Source organism: Halorubrum tibetense (genome assembly GCF_055396225.1).
Window position 1 is genome coordinate 154,451 of record NZ_AP043742.1, and the last position, 21,359, is coordinate 175,809.

Annotated in this window: 19 protein-coding genes and 1 pseudogene; 13 read left to right on the forward strand and 7 right to left on the reverse strand. The window is 65.8% G+C overall.

Annotation, left to right across the window (positions count from 1 at the left end):
* Positions 1-6: 6 nt before the first annotated feature.
* The 5 genes from dapB to ACZ5TV_RS00715 all read left to right on the forward strand — a co-directional run bounded on the left by dapB (position 7) and on the right by ACZ5TV_RS00715 (position 5,229).
* Positions 7-792 carry a 4-hydroxy-tetrahydrodipicolinate reductase gene (gene dapB, locus ACZ5TV_RS00695; protein ID WP_464384325.1) on the forward strand — a complete coding sequence of 262 codons (786 nt, stop codon included), beginning with the start codon at positions 7-9 and terminating at the stop codon, positions 790-792.
* Positions 793-867: 75 nt separating this feature from the next.
* The gene (locus tag ACZ5TV_RS00700) at positions 868-1,707 is read left to right on the forward strand and encodes a 2,3,4,5-tetrahydropyridine-2,6-dicarboxylate N-succinyltransferase (protein ID WP_379783707.1); all 840 of its coding nucleotides are present in this window, start codon (positions 868-870) and stop codon (positions 1,705-1,707) included.
* On the forward strand, positions 1,704-3,086 hold the full coding sequence (gene lysA / locus ACZ5TV_RS00705) for a diaminopimelate decarboxylase (protein WP_464384000.1): 1,383 nt from the start codon (positions 1,704-1,706) through the stop codon (positions 3,084-3,086). Before ACZ5TV_RS00700 ends, lysA begins: the two co-directional genes overlap by 4 nt.
* The gene (gene dapF, locus ACZ5TV_RS00710; RefSeq protein WP_464384001.1) at positions 3,083-4,012 is read left to right on the forward strand and encodes a diaminopimelate epimerase; all 930 of its coding nucleotides are present in this window, start codon (positions 3,083-3,085) and stop codon (positions 4,010-4,012) included. The genes lysA and dapF overlap by 4 nt, the downstream gene beginning before the upstream one ends.
* Positions 4,009-5,229, forward strand: a complete 1,221-nt coding sequence (locus tag ACZ5TV_RS00715; RefSeq protein ID WP_379780372.1) for a M20/M25/M40 family metallo-hydrolase — start codon at positions 4,009-4,011, stop codon at positions 5,227-5,229. The genes dapF and ACZ5TV_RS00715 overlap by 4 nt, the downstream gene beginning before the upstream one ends.
* 83 nt (positions 5,230-5,312) lie before the next feature.
* On the opposite strand, the gene ACZ5TV_RS00720 is transcribed toward ACZ5TV_RS00715, so the two are convergent.
* Entirely contained in the window at positions 5,313-5,810 is a 498-nt protein-coding gene (locus tag ACZ5TV_RS00720) for a LabA-like NYN domain-containing protein (protein WP_379780374.1), read from the reverse strand.
* A 316-nt stretch (positions 5,811-6,126) separates the two neighbouring features.
* On the opposite strand from ACZ5TV_RS00720, the gene ACZ5TV_RS00725 reads away from it, so the two are divergent.
* The 6 genes and pseudogenes from ACZ5TV_RS00725 to ACZ5TV_RS00750 all read left to right on the forward strand — a co-directional run bounded on the left by ACZ5TV_RS00725 (position 6,127) and on the right by ACZ5TV_RS00750 (position 13,560).
* A complete protein-coding gene (locus ACZ5TV_RS00725) occupies positions 6,127-6,942 on the forward strand; it encodes an IS5 family transposase (RefSeq protein ID WP_379780376.1) in 816 nt (271 codons plus the stop codon).
* 233 nt (positions 6,943-7,175) lie between these two features.
* A pseudogene (locus tag ACZ5TV_RS00730) lies at positions 7,176-8,960 on the forward strand (ABC transporter substrate-binding protein); the annotation flags it as partial.
* Positions 8,961-9,002: 42 nt separating this feature from the next.
* Positions 9,003-9,977, forward strand: coding sequence for an ABC transporter permease (locus ACZ5TV_RS00735; RefSeq protein WP_379780378.1), 975 nt, complete (start codon positions 9,003-9,005; stop codon positions 9,975-9,977).
* Positions 9,978-9,990: 13 nt separating this feature from the next.
* Positions 9,991-11,175, forward strand: a complete 1,185-nt coding sequence (locus ACZ5TV_RS00740; protein WP_379780380.1) for an ABC transporter permease — start codon at positions 9,991-9,993, stop codon at positions 11,173-11,175.
* On the forward strand, positions 11,175-12,221 hold the full coding sequence (locus ACZ5TV_RS00745) for an ABC transporter ATP-binding protein (RefSeq protein ID WP_379780382.1): 1,047 nt from the start codon (positions 11,175-11,177) through the stop codon (positions 12,219-12,221). The genes ACZ5TV_RS00740 and ACZ5TV_RS00745 overlap by 1 nt, the downstream gene beginning before the upstream one ends.
* Entirely contained in the window at positions 12,217-13,560 is a 1,344-nt protein-coding gene (locus ACZ5TV_RS00750) for an ABC transporter ATP-binding protein (protein ID WP_379780390.1), read from the forward strand. Before ACZ5TV_RS00745 ends, ACZ5TV_RS00750 begins: the two co-directional genes overlap by 5 nt.
* 37 nt (positions 13,561-13,597) lie before the next feature.
* Here ACZ5TV_RS00750 and ACZ5TV_RS00755 read toward each other — a convergent pair whose 3' ends face one another.
* From ACZ5TV_RS00755 to tpiA, 5 genes are all read right to left on the reverse strand, one after another.
* Positions 13,598-14,350, reverse strand: a complete 753-nt coding sequence (locus ACZ5TV_RS00755) for an AMP-binding protein (RefSeq protein WP_379780384.1) — start codon at positions 14,348-14,350, stop codon at positions 13,598-13,600.
* Between the two features lies 1 nt (position 14,351).
* Positions 14,352-14,672 (reverse strand): cupin domain-containing protein, encoded by a 321-nt coding sequence (locus ACZ5TV_RS00760; RefSeq protein ID WP_379780386.1) that lies wholly within the window; start codon positions 14,670-14,672, stop codon positions 14,352-14,354.
* A 91-nt stretch (positions 14,673-14,763) separates the two neighbouring features.
* Positions 14,764-15,915 (reverse strand): molecular chaperone DnaJ, encoded by a 1,152-nt coding sequence (gene dnaJ / locus ACZ5TV_RS00765; protein WP_464384002.1) that lies wholly within the window; start codon positions 15,913-15,915, stop codon positions 14,764-14,766.
* A 102-nt stretch (positions 15,916-16,017) separates the two neighbouring features.
* Positions 16,018-17,949, reverse strand: coding sequence for a molecular chaperone DnaK (gene dnaK / locus ACZ5TV_RS00770; protein WP_464384003.1), 1,932 nt, complete (start codon positions 17,947-17,949; stop codon positions 16,018-16,020).
* 335 nt (positions 17,950-18,284) lie between these two features.
* Entirely contained in the window at positions 18,285-18,929 is a 645-nt protein-coding gene (gene tpiA / locus ACZ5TV_RS00775; RefSeq protein ID WP_379781179.1) for a triose-phosphate isomerase, read from the reverse strand.
* Positions 18,930-19,072: 143 nt separating this feature from the next.
* Between tpiA and ACZ5TV_RS00780 the strand changes: the two genes are divergently transcribed.
* Positions 19,073-19,858, forward strand: coding sequence for a DICT sensory domain-containing protein (locus ACZ5TV_RS00780; protein WP_379781181.1), 786 nt, complete (start codon positions 19,073-19,075; stop codon positions 19,856-19,858).
* 21 nt (positions 19,859-19,879) lie between these two features.
* Here ACZ5TV_RS00780 and ACZ5TV_RS00785 read toward each other — a convergent pair whose 3' ends face one another.
* Complete coding sequence (locus tag ACZ5TV_RS00785) at positions 19,880-20,413, reverse strand: multiprotein bridging factor aMBF1 (RefSeq protein ID WP_379781183.1); 534 nt, start codon at positions 20,411-20,413, stop codon at positions 19,880-19,882.
* A 186-nt stretch (positions 20,414-20,599) separates the two neighbouring features.
* On the opposite strand from ACZ5TV_RS00785, the gene ACZ5TV_RS00790 reads away from it, so the two are divergent.
* The gene (locus tag ACZ5TV_RS00790) at positions 20,600-21,334 is read left to right on the forward strand and encodes a hypothetical protein (protein ID WP_379781185.1); all 735 of its coding nucleotides are present in this window, start codon (positions 20,600-20,602) and stop codon (positions 21,332-21,334) included.
* Positions 21,335-21,359: the final 25 nt, after the last annotated feature.

The following is a 21,359-nucleotide window of genomic DNA, read 5'->3' on the forward strand; positions in this document are numbered from 1 at the left end:
GATGACGTGGATGACGCCGCCGGCGACGTCGTCCGGATCGTCGTCACCGGTGCCGGCGGCCGAATGGGTCGCGAGGTGATCGCGGCCGCCGAGGCCCGCGAGCGCGTGGAAGTCGTCGCCGCGGTCAACCGGTCGGCGACCGACCCAGTCTCCGGGATCGAAGTGGCTAACGCCGACCGTTTGGGCGAGCTGGTCGACGCGGGGCGGCCGGACGTCCTCGTCGATTTCACCGGGCCCGAATCGGCCGTCTCGTACGCCGAGACCGCTGCCAACGCCGGGATCGCCGTCGTCACCGGAACGACCGGCTTCGACGAGGCGGGGATCGCGCGACTGCGGTCGGTCAGCGAGTCGGTCCCCGTCCTGAAAGCCGCGAACTTCGCGCGCGGGGTGGCGGCGCTCCGTCGAGCGGTTCGGGAGGCGGTCGCGGCGGTGCCGGGGTACGACGTGGAGCTCACCGAGACACATCACAACGGGAAACGGGACGCCCCGTCCGGCACCGCGAAGACGCTGCTCGACGACGTGGAGTCCGTCCGCGAGGACCTCGACCGACGGGTTCACGGCCGGGCGGGCGACGCCCCCCGCGACAGCGGGGAGATCGGCGTTCACGCTCGCCGCGCGGGCGACGTAACCGGCGAGCACGAGGTGTTGCTGGCGGGCAACCGCGAGACGCTCGAACTCACCCATCGCGCGGGCGACCGCGGCGTCTTCGCGGAGGGGGCAATCGACGCCGCAGCGTGGCTCGCCGACCGAGACGCGGGCTGGTACGCGTTCGACGACGTGCTCGACGAGTGATCATGTCCCATGGAATTACTGTAGCGCATACCACGATCGACGAATAAATACCGTGACTCATCCATCGACACACCAATGACGCTCGAATCCGACGTATCCGATCTCTGGAACCGCTATCAGGACGGACTCACAGCCGACGAGACGACGACCGGCGACGAGGCGGTACTCGAGGCGTTCCTCGAGGCGCTCGAAGCCGGCGAGGTCCGCGCCGCCGAGAAGACCGGCGACGACGTCACCTCGTGGCGGGCCAACGAATGGGTCAAGCGGGGGATCCTCCTCAACTTCGGCCTGCGCGAGACACGACCCCGCGAGTACGGCGGTGTCACGTACTACGACGTGCTGCCACTGCGTGACACCGCCGACCTCGGCGAGCGCGGCACGCGCAACACCCCCGACGGGACCGCGATCCGCCGAGGGGCGTACCTCGGCAGCGACTGCATCATGATGAGTCCCTCGTTCGTCAACATGGGCGCGTACGTGGGCGACGGCGCGCTCGTCGACTCCTGTGACACGGTCGGCTCCTGTGCGCAGATCGGCGCGAACGTCAAACTCGGCGCGAACACGCTGATCGGGGGGGTGCTCGAACCCGTCGAGGACGCGCCGGTCGTGATCGAGGCCGGCGCGTCGCTCGGAGCCGGCTGCCGAGTCACGAGCGGGTTCCGAGTCGGCGAGAACTCGATCGTCGGCGAGAACACGCTCCTCACGCCCCGAATCCCCGTCTACGATCTCGTGGAGGAGGAGGTAATCTACGGCCATCTCCCCGCCGACCGCCGGGCGTTCACGCGGATGGTCGAGTCCTCGATCGGGGACCACGACCTGTTCGAGGGCGGCGCGTACAAGCCCGCAGTCGTCGCGACGGACGTCGAGGCGGAGACGCTGGAGGCGACCCGGCGGGAGGATGCCCTCCGCGAATGAGCGACCTCGAAACCGGCCGAACTGTCGAGAGCGAGACCAAGGGGTCCCCGGAGTCGAACCCGTCGGTCCGTCGGGTCGACGACTGGGACGCCGGTCGCCTCCACGAGCTCGCCACCGGTCACGACACCCCGCTGTACGTTCAGGACCTCGATCGCGTGCGCGAGAACTGCGACCGTCTCCGGGCCGCGTTCCCCGACGCTGACCTCCGATACGCGGTGAAAGCACACACCGGTCGTGCCGTCTTGGAGACGGTTCGCGAGGCCGGGATCGACGCGGAGTGCGCGTCCGCGGGCGAGGTCGACCGGGCCCTCGCTGCCGGGTTCGCGGGCGACCGGATCCACTACACCGCGGTCAACCCCCCGGCTCGCGACTTGGCATACGTCGTCGACGCCGCGGACCGGCGGCCCGGAATGACGGTCACCGCGGGCGCGGTCGACACCCTCGACCGGCTGTCGGAGCGGGGGTACGAGGGCCGGGTGTGTCTCCGGGTGAACCCCGGCGTCGGCGCGGGCCACCACGAGAAGGTTCGGACTGGCGCGGCCGCGAAGTTCGGCGTGCCCTTCGAGCGTGCCGTGGATGTCGCTCGCGAGGCCGCCGACAGGTTCGACCTCGTCGGGGTCCACGCGCACGCGGGATCCGGGATCGCCCCCGACGCGCTGGACAGCCACCGCGAGCTCGTCTCCCGGATGGGCGAACTCGCGCGGACGCTGTCGGGGTCGGACGCGGCGATCGACCTCGAGTACGTCGACGTCGGCGGCGGGTTCGGCGTCCCGTACCGCGAGGACGACCCACCGCTCGACCTACCCGCCGTCGCGGCCGCGACCCGTGACGCGATCGGAACGCTTCCGACGGGGACCGACCTCGCGATCGAGCCCGGGCGCTACGTCGTCGCCGACGCCGGCGTGTTGCTGACGCGGGTCAACACGGTGAAACCGACGCCCGACGAGACGGTCGTCGGGGTCGACGCCGGAATGACCGACCTCCTTCGGCCGGCGATGTACGACGCGTACCACCCGATCCGGAACCTCGGCGGGGCCAACGACGCCGGCGCACCCGAAACCCGCTCGGCAACCCCTGTCACGGTCGCCGGACCTATCTGTGAGACCGGTGATACCCTGTGTAACGAACGACTGCTCGCGCGGCCGGCACGGGGTGACCTCCTCGCCGTCGGCGTCGCGGGCGCGTACGGGTACGAGATGGCAAGTCAATACAACTCGCGACCACGGCCGGCCGAGGTCGCGCTCGCAGACGGGGACGCGACGCTCGTTCGACGACGGGAACGACTCGCGGACCTCACGACGGTCGAGCGCGAGGCGACGGGGCGAACTGACGCGGTGGGAGGGGAATCGAATACCGAACGAGGGGGGGCGAGCCGATGAGCACGCACGCCGTCCCGATCACGAAGTATCACGGGACCGGGAACGATTTCCTCGTCGTCGACGCCACCCACGGCGTCGGCGACCGCGCGGCGTTCGCACGAACGTACTGCGACCGCGAAACTGGTATCGACCCCGCGACGTATGGCGGCAGCGAGGGTCGACGGGGCGCTGACGGCGTCCTCTTTTTGAGTATCGAGGAGCGATATCGGCCGACTCGGGTCGTGATGACGCTCGTCCAGCCGGACGGTTCCACCGCCGCGATGTGCGGTAACGGTGCCCGCGTCGTCGCCCGGTGGGCGCACGACCGCACCGGCGACAACGAGTTCATGATCGACACGCAGGCCGGCACCCGACGCGCGACCGTGACCGAGGACGGGACGGGCGCGACCATCGAGATGGGGACGCCGTCGTTCGCGCCGCACGACGTGCCGGTCGACCGGGAGGAACCCCTGATCGAGGAGCGCGTCGGGGGACTGACGATCAGCGCCGTGAACACTGGGGTTCCCCACGCGGTGGCGTTCGTGGACGGCGGCCGGAACGCGCCCGGCGGGATCGACGGGGTCGATCTCGCGTCGGTCGCCCCACCGGTCCGTCACGCGGACGTCTTCCCCGAGGGAGCGAACGTGAACCTCGCGGCGATCGTCGACAGCGGTGTCGGCGGACGCGGAACGGATGCGGGCGAAGCGCCGGTTATCGATCAACGGACCTTCGAGCGCGGCGTCGAAGGCGAGACCCGATCGTGTGGGACCGGGGCGGTCGCGATCGCCGCCGTCGCCGCGCGCCTCGGGCTGATCCAGGGCGAGCGCGTCGGCCTCCGCCCGCCGGGTGGCGAGCTGCGGATCACGGTCCCGGCAGGCGAGCACGCGACCCTGACCGGCCCCGTCGCCCGCGAGTTCGAGGGACGAGTCGACGCGGACCCGCGATGACGGCGGACGACCGAGACGCCTCGGGTGAACGGGGCGATTGGGGCGGTTCGGACGGACACCTCCCGCTGGACGCCACTGAGTTCGACCCGGTCGAATTCCTCGAAACCGCCGTCGGTACCCCCTCCCACGAGGACGTCGTCGACATGCGCGAGCTCCTCTGCTCGACGCTCGACCGGTTCGGCGTCGACGCCACGGTCGACGACGCGGGTTGTGTGCTCGCCCAGAAGGTGTCCGCCGACCCCGACGCGGGGCCGCATCTCGTGATGAACACGCACATCGACACGGTGACGCCACACGTCCCGTTCGAGCGGGACGCGGAGGGCGATGCGGACACGATCCGCGGGCGCGGGTCCTGTGACGCGAAGGGGCCGCTTGCGGCGCTCCTCTACGCGTTCCTCGCGTCGGAGCCGTCGACGGGGCGGCTCACCCTCGCCGTCACGCCCGACGAGGAGGCGCTCTCGCTCGGTGCGGCCTCGCTCACCGGCCGGCTCCCGGGGACGACGGACCGGCTGGATGGCGATCTGTTCCTCGTCGGCGAACCAACGGGTCTCGATGTCTGTACGGCTGCCAAGGGACGGTTTCAGGGGCAAGTCGAGCTCTCCGGGGTGGCCGCTCACGCTGCGGAGTTCGCGGGCGCTAACGCCGTCGCGGCCGCGGAGGGCGCGCTCGCCGCGATCCGGACGTTCGATGACGGGGCAAACGACCACCCGCAGCTCGGCGCACCGAAGCTCACGCCGACCGTCATCGAAGGCGGCTCGGCGACGAACCAGGTACCGGCAGACTGTGCGATCACCGTCGACCGGCGGAGCGTCCCGCCGGAGACGGCGGCAGGGTTCCGTACCGAGCTCGCGGACGCGGTTCGGTCGGCGACTGTCGGCGATGTCGAGGTCGCCTTCGAGCTCACCGAGCGGGCGTCACCGTTCTTGGAGGCGTTTTCGACGGAGCCGACCCACCCGTTCGTCGAGACGGTTGCGGGAGCGGCTCGCTCCGCGTGCCGGAACGGCGGCCTCCCGGCCGAACGCGGCGGCGATATCCGACCGTTCGGTGCGGCGACGGAAGCGTCGTACTTCGCTCCCGCGCCGACGGTCGTGTTCGGTCCGGGGGATCTCGCGGACGACCACGGCGCGGTCGCACACGCCGAGCGGGAGTACGTTCGGGTCCGAGAGGTTGCGGTCGCGGCCGCGGCGGTCGCCGATATCGTCGATGCCGTGCTGTGAGCTCGCAATGGAGTGAACTCGTGATGCTGTGAGCTCGCAATGGAGTGAACTCGCGGTTCGGCCGCCCGGCGGCAGCCGGGTGATTACAATAAGAACCGGTCTTGGCGTTCGGCGAGGTCGACGAACTCGTCGGCGGCCTCGACGAGCTCGTCGGCAGTCGAGTTCGCGAAGCCCATAGCCTCGACGCGGACACCGGCGTGTCGGAGGTGCGAGCAGAGACGGGCGAAGTCGCCGTCGCCGGTAACGAGCACCATCGTGTCGATGTGGTTCGCGAGGGTGACCGCGTCGAGGCTCATTCCGACGTCCCAATCGGCCTTTTTCGATCCGTCGGCGAACGTTTTGATGTCCTTAATCTTCGTTTCGAACCCGATGTCGCGTAACGCCTCGAAGAAGCTCTCCTCTTCTGGGGAGTCCGCGCGGATGACGTATGCGATGGCGCGGACGAGCGAGCGGTCGCGGACCGCTTCCTCCAAGAGCGCGGAGTAATCGATGTTCCGCGAGTAGAGGCTTTGTGCAGTGTGATACAGGTTTTGTGAATCGGCGAGGACGCCGACCCGCTGTGAGTGATGTATGTCTGACATGAGTTCAGTGGCTGCTCTCTGATCGAATATTCAGTAAGGGCTCTACAAAAATACGAGGAAATGATCCATTACTAAAGGTGAGGATTTTTATGTATAGGCTTACTGCCATATGTCATGTCACGACGACACACGAATGGTATCGACAGCAAAAACCGCCTCAACCGACGCCAGTGGCTCTCCGCGCTCGGTCTCGGGGGAGTCGTCACTCTTGCCGGTTGTGCGGATGCCTTGTTTTGCCGCCTAGTGACGACAGTCTCAAACGCTCTTACTGTGATCTTCCGCCAGATTAACCGGGAAATGGACGCCGTCTGGCGATATGGCATCGCTCAGACGGCTTGCTTGGATGTGTCGAGATCTTGCCAAACAGCATGTTGATGATCCGGACGTACCCGCCGCGCCGGACGGCGCGGACGGGTACGCCGAGTGGGTACAGATCGCGTTGATTCTGTACCGCGTCGAGCTCGAAAAGAGTCTCCGTGAGACTGAAGACTACCTCAACGAGATGCCCGGTATTCTCGCCGTGTTTGATCTCGACGACGCACCGCACTACAGCTCGTTTTGTCGGTGGGAAAACGAGTACCGGATGCGTGAACTCCGCCGCCTGCTCCGCACTTCGGCGGAGCAGGCGGGCTGGAGTGGTGAAGCCGCGATTGATGCGAGCGGTTTCCAGCGCGATCAAACCAGCTACCACTACCGCGACCGTGCGAATTACTCGTTCCAGTCGATGAAGACGACGATCTTGATCGACGTGAACTCGCTGGCGATCAAGGACGTTCATTTCACGACTCAGAAGGCGTGGGACGGGCACATCGGGATGCAGGTCTTCCGCCGGAACGCGGAAGACCTGCGTGTGTTGTCTGCTGACGCGAACTATTCGTGGAGCGACCTCCGTGAGGAGTGTCGCTCCAACTCAACGCGACCGTTGATCAAGCACAGGGAGCAGACACCGCTGCAGAAGGCTCACAACGCCCGGATGAACGAGGATTACAACCAGCGGTGGATGAGTGAAACGGGGTTCTCGCAGTTGAAGGAAGACGACGGCGAGAAGCTGCGCTCCCGGAGCTGGCACGGCCAGTTCCGGGAGCTCACGCGGAAGTGCATCGTACATAACCTCACGCAGGCGGCGAGTTAGGCCTCGCCGCCTGCTCCCTTTCTCCGGACGTATCTGGGAGAGGCATCGCCGTCGTCACTGACACAACGAAGCAAGATACCATAGTTTTGACCCTTCGATAACCGCCGTCAGTAACAGCTACTGCATCTTCTGACGGTAAGAACGCGCCTCTGACAGCTTGAGACTACAAACAATCGACCCTACCTCGTCGCCGTCTTGCGTTCAACAAGGCATGTGCGGACGAGACGGACCCCGGAGATGGCGATGACGACGATGGGGCGGCTGACGACGACGGCGAGGACGGGATCGGAGATGACGAGGATATTCCGGACGTCGTCGGGAGCTACGACACGGTGACGGCCGCGTCCGGATTCACGACGCTCAACCCCATTTATAACAGCGAGGCGGGTGCCGGCGTGGCGATCGGTCGCGCGCTGGATCAGGGGTACACGTTCGACGCCGATCAGGAGTTCTTCCCGCTGCTGTACGACATGGAGACGGAAGACGGACAGACCTGGACGTTCACGGTCCGCGAGAACTTGGAGTTCAGCGACCCGTACGGACAGGTGACCGCGGAGGACTTCGTGTATCTCATACAGGAGATCCACCAAAGCGACTGGGCGAACTCGGTCAACTCCGCCAACTGGGACGGCGTCGACGTTGAACAGACCGGGGAGTTCGAGTTCGTCGCGGAGCTACCGAACCCCGACCTACTGTACCCCGAATCGTTCGACCCGCTCCTGTACCCGATCCCGATGGATCTCTTGGAACCGTACGTCGAGGAAGAGGATGCGGAAGGACTCCAGCAGGACGAAGAGCTCCTCGAGCTGCAGTTCACGGGGAATCTCGGTCCCTTCACCATGGACGAGTGGAACCGTGGCGACGGAACGGTGTACAGCCGCAATGACGACTACTACATCCAAGGGATCGACGAGGGCCCGAACCTGTTCGACGAGGCACCGTACTTCGAGGGCGCGTCGATCAGCATCGTCGAGGAACAGGCCTCTCGGCTCGGTGCACTCGAGACCGGCGAGGCGGACTCCGCCGGGATCCCGCCGGAACGGTACCAAGAATACGTCGAAAACGAGGACGTCACCGTCCGACAGATCCCGCAACCGTACAACGAGATCATCTCGGTGAACATGCGGGATAACGGCTGGAACGCGGGCCCCGGGAACCTGTTCCGGTACGTTCCATTCCGCCAGGCGCTCGCGTCGGCGATCAGTAAGGACGACCTCATCGAAGGCGTCTACCGCGGGCTCGCCGAGCCGCACTTCACTTGGCAGCCGCGGTTCTCCGAGTTCTACCCCGGCGACGACGAAATGCCGACCTTCGGTACCGGAGACCAGTACGGTCGCGACTACGCCCGTGACCTCGCGGAGGACGCGTTCGCGGAGTCCGACTACGATTACCGCTTCGACGGGGACGAGATGGTCAACCCCGACGGTGACCAGGTCGAACTAGATATCTACCACAGCGCAGGGCAGGAGACCGAACAGCTCACGGCCGAGTTCGTGGCCCAAGAGCTCGGCCAGAACTTGGGGATCGACGTCACTGTCGAGGCGATCGACGGGACCCGCTTCGACACGGAGTACTGGAACATGGAAGCCGAAGGCGGAACGGATACCGTCAACGGCGAAGAGGTCGAGTGGGAGGCCCCGAGCCAGTGGAACGGTGGCCCGCGTTCCGTCACGTCGAACGAGGGGTGGGACATGTCGCTCGTGTTCGGGCTGAACACCTACCCGCGCAACCCGCTCACTGGAGACGTGTTCTTCGACGGGCCGAACGCGCTGTACAACCCTGTCGGCTACTATCCCGGCTTCGACGCGGAGGGACTATTTGAACAGGCCCGGACCGCGACGGACCGTGACGAGCTACAGGATGCGCTCGACGAACTGTTCATCAACCTCGCAGAGGAGCAGCCGTACATCATGCTGCTGTTCGATGACGACCTGATCGGCTACAACCCCGACCTCCGCGGCCCGATCGAGAACTTCTCCAACGGGTGGGACCTACCGTCCTGGCACTTCGACGAGTAAGCCGTTCCCTCCACCCGCGAGAACTCATACGTATACATATCAATGGGATTCGGAAGGTACGTCGGCGCACGTGTACTCTGGGCGGGAGTCGTATCGCTTATCATCGTAACGATTACGTTCGTCCTCCTCGCGGCCGCGCCGAACCCCGCTATTCGGGAAGCGGCGACACAGGCCGCGCTACAGGGTGGTGACCCAGCGGAAGCCGCACAGCGCGAGCGCGAGCTCAGGGGGCTCGATCAGCCGCTGTACGTGCGGTACCTGGACTTCCTTCAGAGCGTGTACACCCTCGACTGGGGCTGGGCCGACTCGCGGTCACAGCCCGTCACGGAAGCGCTCTGGGAGGGGCTGTTCTACACCGCACAGTACTCGATCCCGTGGACGATCCTTACCGTGTTGTTAGGTCCGCTGGTCGGCGTCTACTCGGCCGCGAACATGTACAGCTGGAAGGACCACGCCGCAACCGGGTTCGCGTTCTTCGGATACGCCATCCCGAACTTCTTCTTCGGGATCATCCTGTTGTTGATATTCGGAGTGTGGTTGGACCTGATACCCGTCGTGTACGACACGAGCGTTCCCACGTTTAGCCTCGCGAACGCGAATCAGCTGATAATACCGGTGTTCGTGCTCGTGACGGGATCGATCGGCGCGACGATGCGCGTGTCACGCAACGAGTCCGCGGAGTTCCAGAACTCCGATTTCATGAAGACGGCGAAAGCAAAGGGAGTCTCTCCCTTGCGTGCGTACGCATTCCACGTAATGCGCCCCACGCTGGTCCCGCTGTCGACGACGCTCGTCGGTCAGCTGCTCGCGCTGTTCCTCGGCTCCTCGCTGCTCGTCGAGGTGGTGTTCGGCATTCCGGGGCTGGGTCGGCTGACGTTCAACGCGCTCATCGCGCAGGACACGAACCTCGTTCTCGGCTCCACGCTGGCGTTCACGTTCATCGCGGTGGTCGGAAACCTGCTGGAGGACATCGTGTTCACCGTTCTCGATCCACGGATCAGCTACGATGATAGGTAATTAGAACGATACAATGGCAACACAGAAACCGGAACGCTTCGACCAGGTCGACTGGAGCGAGCTCTCACGGTCCGGGCGATTCGACCTGTCGATCAACACGATCGGCATGCTCGTCACGTCGCTCCCGATCGTCCTGTTGGGGCTGTACGATTGGCGGTTCATCGGAGACAGAACGGATACGTTCGAGATGATCGGGCTGAGCAGGAACTTGGAGAGTCTCGACTACTTCTTCCTGTTCACCCTGTTGTTGTTCTTCTGGTACCTCGTCTTACCGCTGTATCAGAACCCGCGGATGACGATGTACTACTGGAAGGAGTTCAGGCGGAACCGGCCGGCGGTGGTGAGCCTCATCTGGCTGGGGATCGTGTTCGTCGGCGGCCTGTTCGGCCCGCTCGTGATGAGCGCGCCCGAGCAGGACATCCTCATCGGCCATCAGCCGCCGGTGTATCTCACCGTCGACGCCGCGAACGTCGCGACCTGTGTCGGCGACATCGTGAACGGCCAGTGTCAGGGAACGTGGGAGTATCCCCTCGGAACGACCCGCGGCGGCAAGAGCGTGTTCACCAGCATCGTGTACGGGATGACGATCAGCATGCAGATCGCCTTTATTACGACGACGATCGTCGCGGCGATCGGGATCTCGTTCGGCACTGTCAGCGCCTACGCGGGTGGCTGGGTCGACGAGATCCTCATGCGGTTCGTCGACATCGTCCTCTCGTTCCCGACGCTGTTGATGTTCCTGCTCATTCTCTACATCTACGGGGCCGGACTCGGGATGTTCATCCTCGTGTTCTCGCTGTTCGCGTGGGGAGGTACCGCGCGGTACGTCCGCAGCAAGTCGCTCTCCGTATCGGAGGAGGAGTACATCAAAGCAAGCCGTATCAGCGGGGCGAGCACCTACCAAGTGATCAGACGCCACGTCGTCCCGAACACCGCCAGCAGCATCATCACGCAGCTGACGCTACTCATCCCGGGGTTCCTGTTGGCGGAGGCGCAGCTCGCCTTCCTCGGGATCGGTGACTCTGACATCCCCTCGTGGGGACAGCTGATCTCCGCCGGACGGAGCGACCTCGCGTTCGCCCCGTGGATCGTGTTGGCACCCGGTATCGTCCTGTTCTTGACCATTCTCGCGTTCAACTTCCTCGGTGACGCGCTGTTGGACGCGTTGAACCCCGAAGCGGAGGCTGAGAACGAATAATGTCCACCGAACCACCACTGCTCGAGGTCGAAGACCTCACGACGACGTTCAGCACCGATAACGGCGTACTGACGGCGGTCGATGGGATCGACTTCAACATCGAAAGCGGTGAGACGGTCTGTATCGTCGGCGAGTCCGGATCCGGCAAGACCGTCGCCACGGAGTCGATAACCCGGATCATCAAATCCCCACCCGGCCACGTCGATGGGTCCGTCCGGTTCAAGGGACGAGAGCTGCTCGAGATGAGCGAGCCTGAACTCCGTGATATCCGGGGATACGAGATCGCCCACATCTTCCAGAACCCACAGGAAGCGATGAACCACTGTTACACGATCGGGTGGCAGATCGCCGAGGCGCTGCAGATCCACCGGGACGTCTCGGACGAGGAGGCTCGCGCGAAGGCGGTCGACCTGCTCGACAAAGTCGGTATCGCGAACGCGAGCTCCAGGTTCGACGACTATCCCCACGAGTTCTCCGGCGGCCAGAAACAGCGCGTGATGATCGCGATGGCGCTCGTCGGGGACCCCGACCTGCTGATCGCGGACGAACCGACGACGGCACTCGACGTCACCGTCCAAGCGCAGATCCTCAAACTACTCGACGACCTACAGGAGGAGTTCGACATGGGCGTGTTGTTCGTGACCCACGACCTCGGGGTCGTCGCGGAGATCGCGGACCGGATCGTCGTGATGTATGCGGGGAAAGTCATGGAGCGAGCCGACGTGATGGACGTGTTCGACCGGCCGGCACACCCCTACACCCAGCAGTTGCTGAACTGTCTTCCCGATATCGGCGGGAACCAGGGCGGGATACCGGGATCGTTGCCGGACCCGATCGATCCCCCGGACGGCTGCCGGTTCGCTCCCCGGTGTGACCACGCCGAACCCGAGTGTCGGGACGGGGGTCAACCCGAGGAGATCGAGGTGAACCGTGGCCAGTGGGCGTCCTGTGTCCACTACCGCCCCGGCCGCGACGATTCGGTCGTCCGGCAGGGTATCCCGAATACGGAGTCGGAAACCGAAGGGGTGGGGCCGGCGGATGATTGACGAACCGCTCGTCTCGGTCCGCGACCTGAAAAAGCACTACCCGATCAAGAAGGGACTGTTGAACCGACAGGTCGGGGCCGCACGCGCGGTCGACGGGATCAGCTTCGACATCGCGCCCGGCGAGACGCTGGGGCTCGTCGGCGAGTCCGGCTGTGGCAAATCGACCGCAGCCACCTCGATAATCCGGCTGGAGGAGCCGACTGCGGGCGAGGTGGTGTTCAACGGTGGCGGGCGAGCGGGCGCGGAGCGAAACGCCGACGGGTCACACCCGAACGACATCACTCGGTTCTCCGAGACGGAGCTCAAAGCGTTCAGGCGCGACGCCCAGATGATCTTTCAGGACCCGTCGTCGAGCTTCGACCCGCGGATGACGGTCGGGGCAGCGGTCGGGGAGCTGCTACAGGTCCACGGGATGTCCGATAGACATCGCCGTCGGGCGATCGTCGAGAACCTCCTCGAGCGTGTCGGGCTGTCCGCATCCGACTACGATCGGTATCCGCACGAATTCTCCGGGGGACAGAAACAACGGATCGCGCTGGCTCGCGCGCTCGTGTTGAACCCGGACTTCATCGTGGCCGACGAACCGGTGTCCGCGCTCGACGTCTCGATCCAGGCCGAGATCCTCAAGCTGATCGACGACTTGCAGGACGAGTTCGACCTGTCGCTGCTGTTCATCAGCCACGACATGTCGGTGATAAAGAAGATATGCGACCGCGTCGCAGTGATGTATCTCGGCGAGATCGTCGAGATCGGCCCGACCGAGCAGCTGTTCGCCGACCCCCAGCACCCGTACACGGAGGCGCTGTTGTCCGCGATACCGACACCCGATCCCCGGTCGACCGCCGGCGGGATCGAGCTGAAGGGAACGGTTCCGAGCCCGTCGAACCCACCGAGCGGGTGCCGGTTCCACACCCGGTGCCATCGCGTGATCCAGCCCGATGGGATCGACCTCGATCAGGCGAACTGGCGGGGGATCCTCAACCTGCGTGACCGACTGGAGGCTGGTAACATCGACGTGGAACAGATACGCGAGAACCTGCCAACGGATGAGGAGGGGGTGAACGCTGCGGGCGACGACAGGGTTCGGTCACAGATCCGCTCCGAGTTCGATATCCCGGAGCAGTTAGGGTCGACGGACGTGGAGCGATCGCTTGCTCAGGCGCTCGATCGTGTCGTCGAGGACGACTTGGAAGGCGCGGCCGACGTGATGTCCGAGACGTTCACGACACCGTGTGAAGAATCCGTCCCGGAACGAACGAGACACGACGACAGACACGCCTCGTCGTGTCTGCTTCACGAACGGACGGAGCGCGCACAGGCGGCCGCCGCGAACGACTGAGCGGCACAGAGGCGGGCTCCGCGACCGGTGGCCCAGCTCAGAACCGATCGGCCGTCGAAACGACGACCCGACGGGGTTCGGGAACATCGGCGTCGGCGTCGGCGACGACCGCAACGTCACCCCGTGGCGTCCCGTCGGTTGCGGTTCGATCGGCGAGCACGACCGTCCCACCCCGCGAGAGTGGAGCGACGATACCGGCTGCGACCGCCTCTGGGTCGGCAAAACTCGTCCGGAGCACGACCCGAGCCTCGGTATCGATCCCGTGTGCGGCCGCCATGTCGCCCGCGGCCTCGAGCAGCGATCGGTGTGTGACGGTATCGATCGTGTTCGAGAGACCCGTGCGTATCACGGGATCGTCGGGACCGACCCCACTCGGGGGTGTCCCCGGGTTCTCGCTCCACAGCTCCGCCTCCCAGTGAGTGGTCTCCGGTCTGTCGGGCGATCCGCCGAAGACGACGAGGTTCGTTCCCGGATCGGGGTCGAGTGCCGGTTCGTCGTCGAGGGGAGCGACCACGACCCGGTCGCCGGCGTCGATACCGGTGCTCGGATCGAATCGGACGGTCGCGCCGAGCCGTGCTGCTCCGAGGAAGGCGAGCGTCGTGTGGACGCCTGGCTCCGGGTCGATCGCGATCGTCGATCCCTCGCGTGCGCCGAGGTACCGCAGCACGTTCGCCGCCTTGTACGCGTTCGTGATCAGATCGTGATACGTCCGCTCGCTTCCCTCCGCAGTGACGAGCGCGACGTCCCGCGAGCGGCGAGAACGTGCGAGGAGATCGCCGACGACGTCCATCTCAGGGTGCGCCGGCGATCACCATTCGGGAGCCGTCGGCGTCGAAGGTCAGCGTTCGGGTCGACTCCGGATCGACTCGAACGGCGTCCCCCGCGGCTAGCTCGATCGTTTCGCCGTCGACGGTGAGCGATGCGGATCCCTCGAGAAGCAGGTACACCTCCTCGTGGTCACCGTCGGCGTGATCGTGTTCCAACCCGTCCCAACCGTCGTCGGCCTCCACGACCGTCACGCCGAGCGACTCCGACCCGAGCGCGTCACGGAGGAAGTACATGCCCGGCGCACGCGGTTCGACTTCGGTGTACGTGACCTCGTCGTATCCCATGTGTCACGGTACGCGACGGAGCACCGAAAACCCTGCCGTCGATCCCTCGTTTGAATCCCGGTGTGACCCGGAACGCACCCGACCGACTCCGTCAAAACGAGCTTTTCAGCTTCTCGAAGAAGCCGCGGTCGACGTCGATGTCCTCCCCGCCGGCCTCGGCGAACGCTTCGAGCGCCTCGCGCTGCTCCTCATTAAGCGAGTCGGGAACGACGACCCCGACCTGCACGTACAAGTCGCCGCGCCCGCGCCGCCGGAGCCGTGGCATCCCTTTTCGCTGCAGCCGGAACGTCTCCCCACTCTGTGTCCCCGCAGGCACGTCCATCTGCACCACGCCGTCGACGGTTTCGACGTCGATGGTATCGCCGAACACCGCCTGTGGGAACGAGACCGCTTCCTCGACACGAAGATCGTCGCCGTCGCGTTCGAACCGGTCGCCGACGTCGACGTCGACTTCGATCAGCAGATCGCCGTTGGGGCCGCCGTTCTCGCCGGGCGCGCCCTCACGCTGCATCCGAAGACTCTGCCCCGACCGGATCCCGGCGGGTACGTCCACCGAGAGCGTGGCTTCCTCGCGGACGACGCCGTCGCCGCCGCAGTCGGCGCAGTCCTCGCTGTACACCTCCCCTGAACCCTCACATCGGGGACACGTCGAGGTCTGCTGGACCCGCCCGAGCGGCGTCTGTTGGACCTGCCGGACCTGTCCCTGTCCGTTACACTGCGAACAGGTGCTCACGTCCGCGTCCGGGGGGTGCCCCTCGCCGTTACAGGTGTCACACTGAGTCGGGCGTTCGATCGTAAACTCCTTGGTCGTCCCCTCGAACGCCTCCTCGAGGTCGATCGTGAGCCCCGTCCGGAGGTCACTTCCCTGACGGGGGCGGTCGTCGCGGCGGCCGCCGCGACCGCCGCCACCGCCGCCGAAGAACTGATTGAAGATGTCCTCGAAGCCGCCGCCACCGCCGCCGAACGGTCCGCCGGCCCCACCGGGGCCCGCGCCGCCCCCGGTCGCGCCGCGTTTGTCGGCCTCCGTGAACCGGTCGTGGCCGAGTTGATCGTACTGACGACGCTTCTCCTCGTCGGTGAGTACCTCCTTGGCCTTCTGGATCTTCTTGAACCGCTCCTCGGCGTCGTCCTCGTCGCTGACGTCCGGGTGGTGTTTGGCCGCCTTCTTGCGATACGCCTGTTTTATCTCGTCCTCGCTGGCGTCCCGCGAGACGCCCAAGATATCGTAGAAATCCTCAGCCATGGATCAGGCTCCTCTCATACGTGGGTGGTCGGTCATACGTTGCGTTCTGTGGGTCGTGCGTGATCACTCCGTCGATCCGGGACGTGTCGAGGACGGGGCGGGTTACTCCTCGTCGTCTTCGTCGTCGACATCCTCGAAGTCGGCGTCGACGTACTCCTCGTCGTCGCCGTCGGGGCCGGCACCGGCACCGCCCATGCCGCCTGGACCCGCGCCACCCATGCCGCCCATGCCGCCTGGACCCGCGCCGCCCGCGGCGCCGCCAGCGCCGCCCGGGCCGGCCTGTGCGGCCTGCTCTTGGTACATTTGCTTGCCGATCTCTTGGAGCTCCTCGGAGAGCGCCTCGGTGACGTCTTGGAGCGCCTCGGTTTCGGCGTCCTCGTCCTCGAGCGTCTCCTCGACGTCCTCGATTGCCGCCTCGATGTCGCCACGGAGGTCGTCGTCGATCGCGTCCTCGTTCTCTTCGAGAAGGGTCTCCGCACGCTGGATCGCCGTCTCGGCCTCGTTGCGGGCCTCGATCCGCTCGCGGCGCGCCTCGTCCTCCTCTTTGTGCTTCTCGGCCTCCTCCTGCATCTGCTCGATCTCCTCGTCGGAGAGGCCGACGCCCCCCTCGATGGTGATCGACTCGGCGTTGCCGGAGCCTTGGTCCTCCGCTTCGACGTTGACAATGCCGTTCTCGTCGATGCTGAACGACACCTCGATCTGGGGGGTTCCGGCGGGAGCGGGCGGGATACCGGTGAGCTGGAACGCGCCGAGCAGCTCGTTCTCCTCGGCGATCTCGCGTTCTCCCTGGAACACGCGGACGTTGACGGAGGTCTGGTTGTCCGCCGCCGTGGTGAACACCTTCGACTCCTCCGTCGGGATCGTCGTGTTCTTCTCGATGAGCCGCTCGAACAGCCCACCTTTCACTTCGATACCGAGCGAGAGCGGCGTCACGTCCAGTAGAACGATGTCGTCGACGTCTCCGGAGAGCACGCCACCCTGCACGGCCGCACCGAGCGCGACCGCCTCGTCGGGGTTGACGTTCTTTTTCGGCGCCTGACCGATGAGTTCCTCGACCTTCTCCTGGACCTGCGGCATCCGGGTCGACCCGCCGACGAGAATGACCTCGTCGATGTCCGACTTGGAGTAGCCGGCGTCCGAGAGCGCCTGCTCGGTCGGGCCGACGGTCCGTTCGAGGAGGTCTGACGTGAGGTTCTCGAACGTCGCACGGGTGATCGACTGTTCCAGGTGAACCGGGCCGCTGTCGGTCGCGGTGATGAACGGCAGGTTCACCGTCGTCTCCTTCTTGTTCGACAGCTCGATCTTCGCCTCCTCGGCGGCGTCTTTCAGCCGCTGGAGCGCCTGCCGGTCCTCGCGGAGGTCGATCCCGTGGTCGTTTTTGAACTCTTCGGCGATGTGGTCGATGAGCGCCTCGTCCCAGTCGTCGCCGCCGAGGTCGTTGTCCCCGTTCGTGGCGACGACCTCGTAGACGCCGCCGCCGAGGTCCAGCACCGATACGTCGAACGTCCCGCCGCCGAGGTCGTACACCAGAACGGTCTGGTCCGACTCGTCGTCAAGGCCGTACGCCATCGACGCCGCGGTCGGCTCGTTGACGATGCGTTCGACGTCGAACCCAGCGATCTCGCCGGCGTCCTTCGTCGCCTGGCGCTGTTTGTCGTTGAAGTAGGCGGGCACCGTGATGACCGCCTTCTCGACGTCGTCGCCGAGGTACTCCTCGGCGTCGCGTTTGATCTTCTGGAGGATCATCGCCGAGATCTGCTCGGGCGTGTACTCCTCGCCGTCGACCGAGACGGTGTAGTCGTCCTCGCCCATGTGCCGCTTGATCGACTGGATCGTGCGGTCGGGGTTCTGGACGGCCTGGTTCTTCGCCGGCTTTCCGACGAGTCGCTCGTCGTCGTCGGAAAAGGCGACGACGGAGGGAGTCGTCCGATCGCCTTCCGCGTTGGCGATGATCTCGGGTTCGTCACCCTCCATCACCGCGAACGCGGAATTGGTGGTACCGAGGTCGATACCGAGGATCTTGTTGGTCGCCATCTTACCAATAGATACCGGCTTGTGTCGGTTAAAGGTTACTAGACGAGCCGATTTTGGCGATCAGCCGATCCCGTTCGGGTCGTGCGTTTTTTCCGATCGTGGTAGCCACTAACATCGATGTCTTTATACTGACCCGCAAGCGCAGTCACCCGGTCGCCCCGGTTGTCCGGCGTGGTTACCCCCTGACCGGCCGCAGTTACCCCCTGACCGGCCGCAGTTACCCCCTGACCGGCCGCAGTTACCCCCTGACCGGCCGCGGTTACCCCATGACCGGTTGCAATCCCCTTATGTCCGTATCCCGTCGCGAGCCAACTCGCGGGGACATAGTTTCCGATTCAGATCTCGGAGACGAGGTCCTCGAGGACCGCTGCCGGGTCATCGGCCTTGGCGACGCCGGAGGCGAGAAGGACGCCAGACGCGCCGAGCTCCGCGGCGGCCGCTACATCCTCTCCGGTGGAGACGCCGGCACCACAGAACACGTCGACCGCCTCGTCTACCGCACCCGCGGCCGCGACCGCGTCCTCGACGATTCCAGGATCGGCCGTCGAGACGGAGACATCCCCGCCGATGAGCTCTGGCGGTTCGACCGCAACCGCGTCGGGCGAGAGTGCGGCCGCCGCGCCGACCTGTGCCGGGTTGTTCGCACACACCACCGTGTCGAGACTGGCGCGCTCCGCGGCGTCGACCGATCCGTCGATGTCCGCGAGCTTCAGTCGGTTTTCCGAGTGGTTGATGAGCGTCCCCGCGGCGCCGTTGTCCGCGACCGCCTCGGCGAGCGTCGAGCCCGTGTGCGAGCCATGGGCGTTCGGGGAGACGTGCTGTGCCCACGTTTCGACGCCCGTCTCCGCAACCCGAGCGATATCCGCGGCCTGCGGCGAGATCGCGATCCGCACGCCCGACGCGTCGGCCACGTCGCGAGCGGCGGTCGCGACCTCGATCGGATCACACGGATACGCCTTGAGGTTCACCAAGATGAACATACGTGTCCGACCGGGCCGCGGGCGCAAATAGCTTACACACTTCGGCACTGGGTTACACACCTCCGCGCCGAGGGGGACCCCCTATCATATATATACCCGGGGTGACAACGCGTCGAACGACCCCTTTGGGGCCGGACGTGGACATGTCCCTCATCGAAATCATCGCCGGCGTGGAGTCGCATGAAGCCACGCTCACCGTCTTCGACGACGATCCCGCGGTCGCACGGACCCTCGCCGAACACTTCGCGGACCGGAACGTCCGCGTCGTGGACGGCTCGACCGACGGGGGACCGGACGGGTACGCCGTACTCTCCAGGGACGGGGAGTTCGTGACTGCGGTGGGAGTCGAGGAGCTCCTCCCGGCTCACAGTACCGAGATCGGTGACCCCTCTGCTCCCGATGTAGACGGCGGCATACCCGAGGATCCGACCACGGGTAGAGTTGGGGAGCCAGTCCTCGATCACCTCGACGAGACGATGTTCACCTCCTATTCACGGGGCGACATGGTCGCAGCCTCCCGCGAGATCGAGGACCGTGCGTGGCGCGTCGGCCGCGGCGAGCTCCACGCCGGGTTCCAGACCCTCGATGTGCTGACCGGGGAGACGAACACGTACGATCGGCTCGGCGAAAAACCGGAGCTAGACGTACACGCGTACGCGACCGACGAGGGTGACGCTCCAAACGCCGACTACTACACGGTCCACGTCGCCCGTTCGGCCGAGATCCGCGAGACGTGGTTCGTCGCCTTCGACGGCGACGGCCTCGACGAGGCGAAGTGTGCGTTGCTCGCCGAGGAGCGCGCGCCTGGTGAGTTCTACGGCTTCTGGAGCTACGATCCGGCGACCGTCGACACCATCATCGACCACCTCGTCTCCCGGTACTGGTCCTCCGAGACGACCGACGACGGGGACGACGGCGCGACCGTGTGAAACGACTCCGTTCTCGGGAGCTCAGTCCTTCCGCTTGACCACGTCGCCGAGCGTCATCGTCCCGGCGTCGGTCGTCTCCCACTCTTCGTCGACGTCCTCACCCTCGACCAGCGAGATGTCGAGCGCGCGTTCGAGCTTCCGCTGGACCTCGTCGGTGGGGAGGGTGTCGCCGCGCTCGAGCTTCCGGATGAGGCTCGCCTTCTCGTTCAGCTGGTCGGCGAGGTCCTCTTGGCTCAGCCCGCGGGACTCGCGGGCGGTACGGATCCGGTCGTCGTAGTCGGTCGCGACCTCGTCCATGTCGTCGAACATGTCGCGGCGACGCCGCGATCCACCCGAGCTACCCGATCCGCTCGATCCGGACGAGGAGGAGGAAGACGAGGCCGCCTTCCCGGAGCTGGAGCTCGTAGAGTACTTGCTCCCCGCGGAGCTGCTCGGCTCCTCACGGACTTCCGTCCCGAAGTCCGTACAGGAACTGCACAGCTCCAACTCGGCGCCTTCGACCTTCGTCGTCGTCAGCGAGGCCTGCTCGGCGCCACACATTTCACACTGGGGCATACGCGGGGGTAACGGGGCCTCTCGTATAAAGGGTGCGCCGTTCCGATGCGTTCGCCGATACCCCTAACGGCCCTCTACCGCACCCCACCCCCCAACCGTCCCAACCCGCCCCGACGGACCCCAACCGATCTCCACACCCCTGTGTCCCCGTAACACACTTAAGAACGGGGTCGGTACGGAGCGGTAGTGGCATCCCGACAGGGCGGACCGGGAACCGACGAGGGGCCCGGCACCGGAACGACGGAGCGCCGGACCGCACCGCACGCGACGCACCCCGACACCGGCGGGCGTCGTGGACCGTCCACGCCGCCGAGCCGGTTCGGCCCGGACGGAACTCCGCAACGGGCGTCGACGTCCGATCCGGAACCCCAGTCCGTCCCGGCGGCTCGACGCCGGACGCCGGAAGACCCGCCGGTACGCGATCCCGGACTGTACGCGCTCACTGATCACTTCCGTGAGCGACTCGAACAACCCGGCCGGTACGTCTCGACTCGGACGGTCAGCGACGCGATACGCCACGGGCAGCTCCGCTGGAACCGGACCGACGGCTGGCGGTTCGCGCTCGTCGAGGACGGGATCCGGTTCGTCGTCGTCGTCGGCGACACGGAGACGAACTCCCCGGTCGTCGTCACGGGGTGGACGGAGGTGGCCGACCGCGACGACGCGATCGAGGCCGCACGGTTCGACCCCGTCGATATCGACACGATCGCGGTTCGGACGGGGTTAAGCGAGGACTCGTCGGAGCCGATCCCGGATCGGATCCGCCCCCGCACGGTGACCCGTCCGTTCGTAGTCGGCGAGCACCGGTTGGAGACCGAACCCGGGGAGCCGTTCGTCCGGTGTGTCGACTGTGGCTGTCGCTTCCGGTCGAAGTCGGCGATCACCTCACGGAACTGTCACGGCGGGCGTCGCGGCCGCTGACGCCACACGTTTCAGCGTCGCGGCC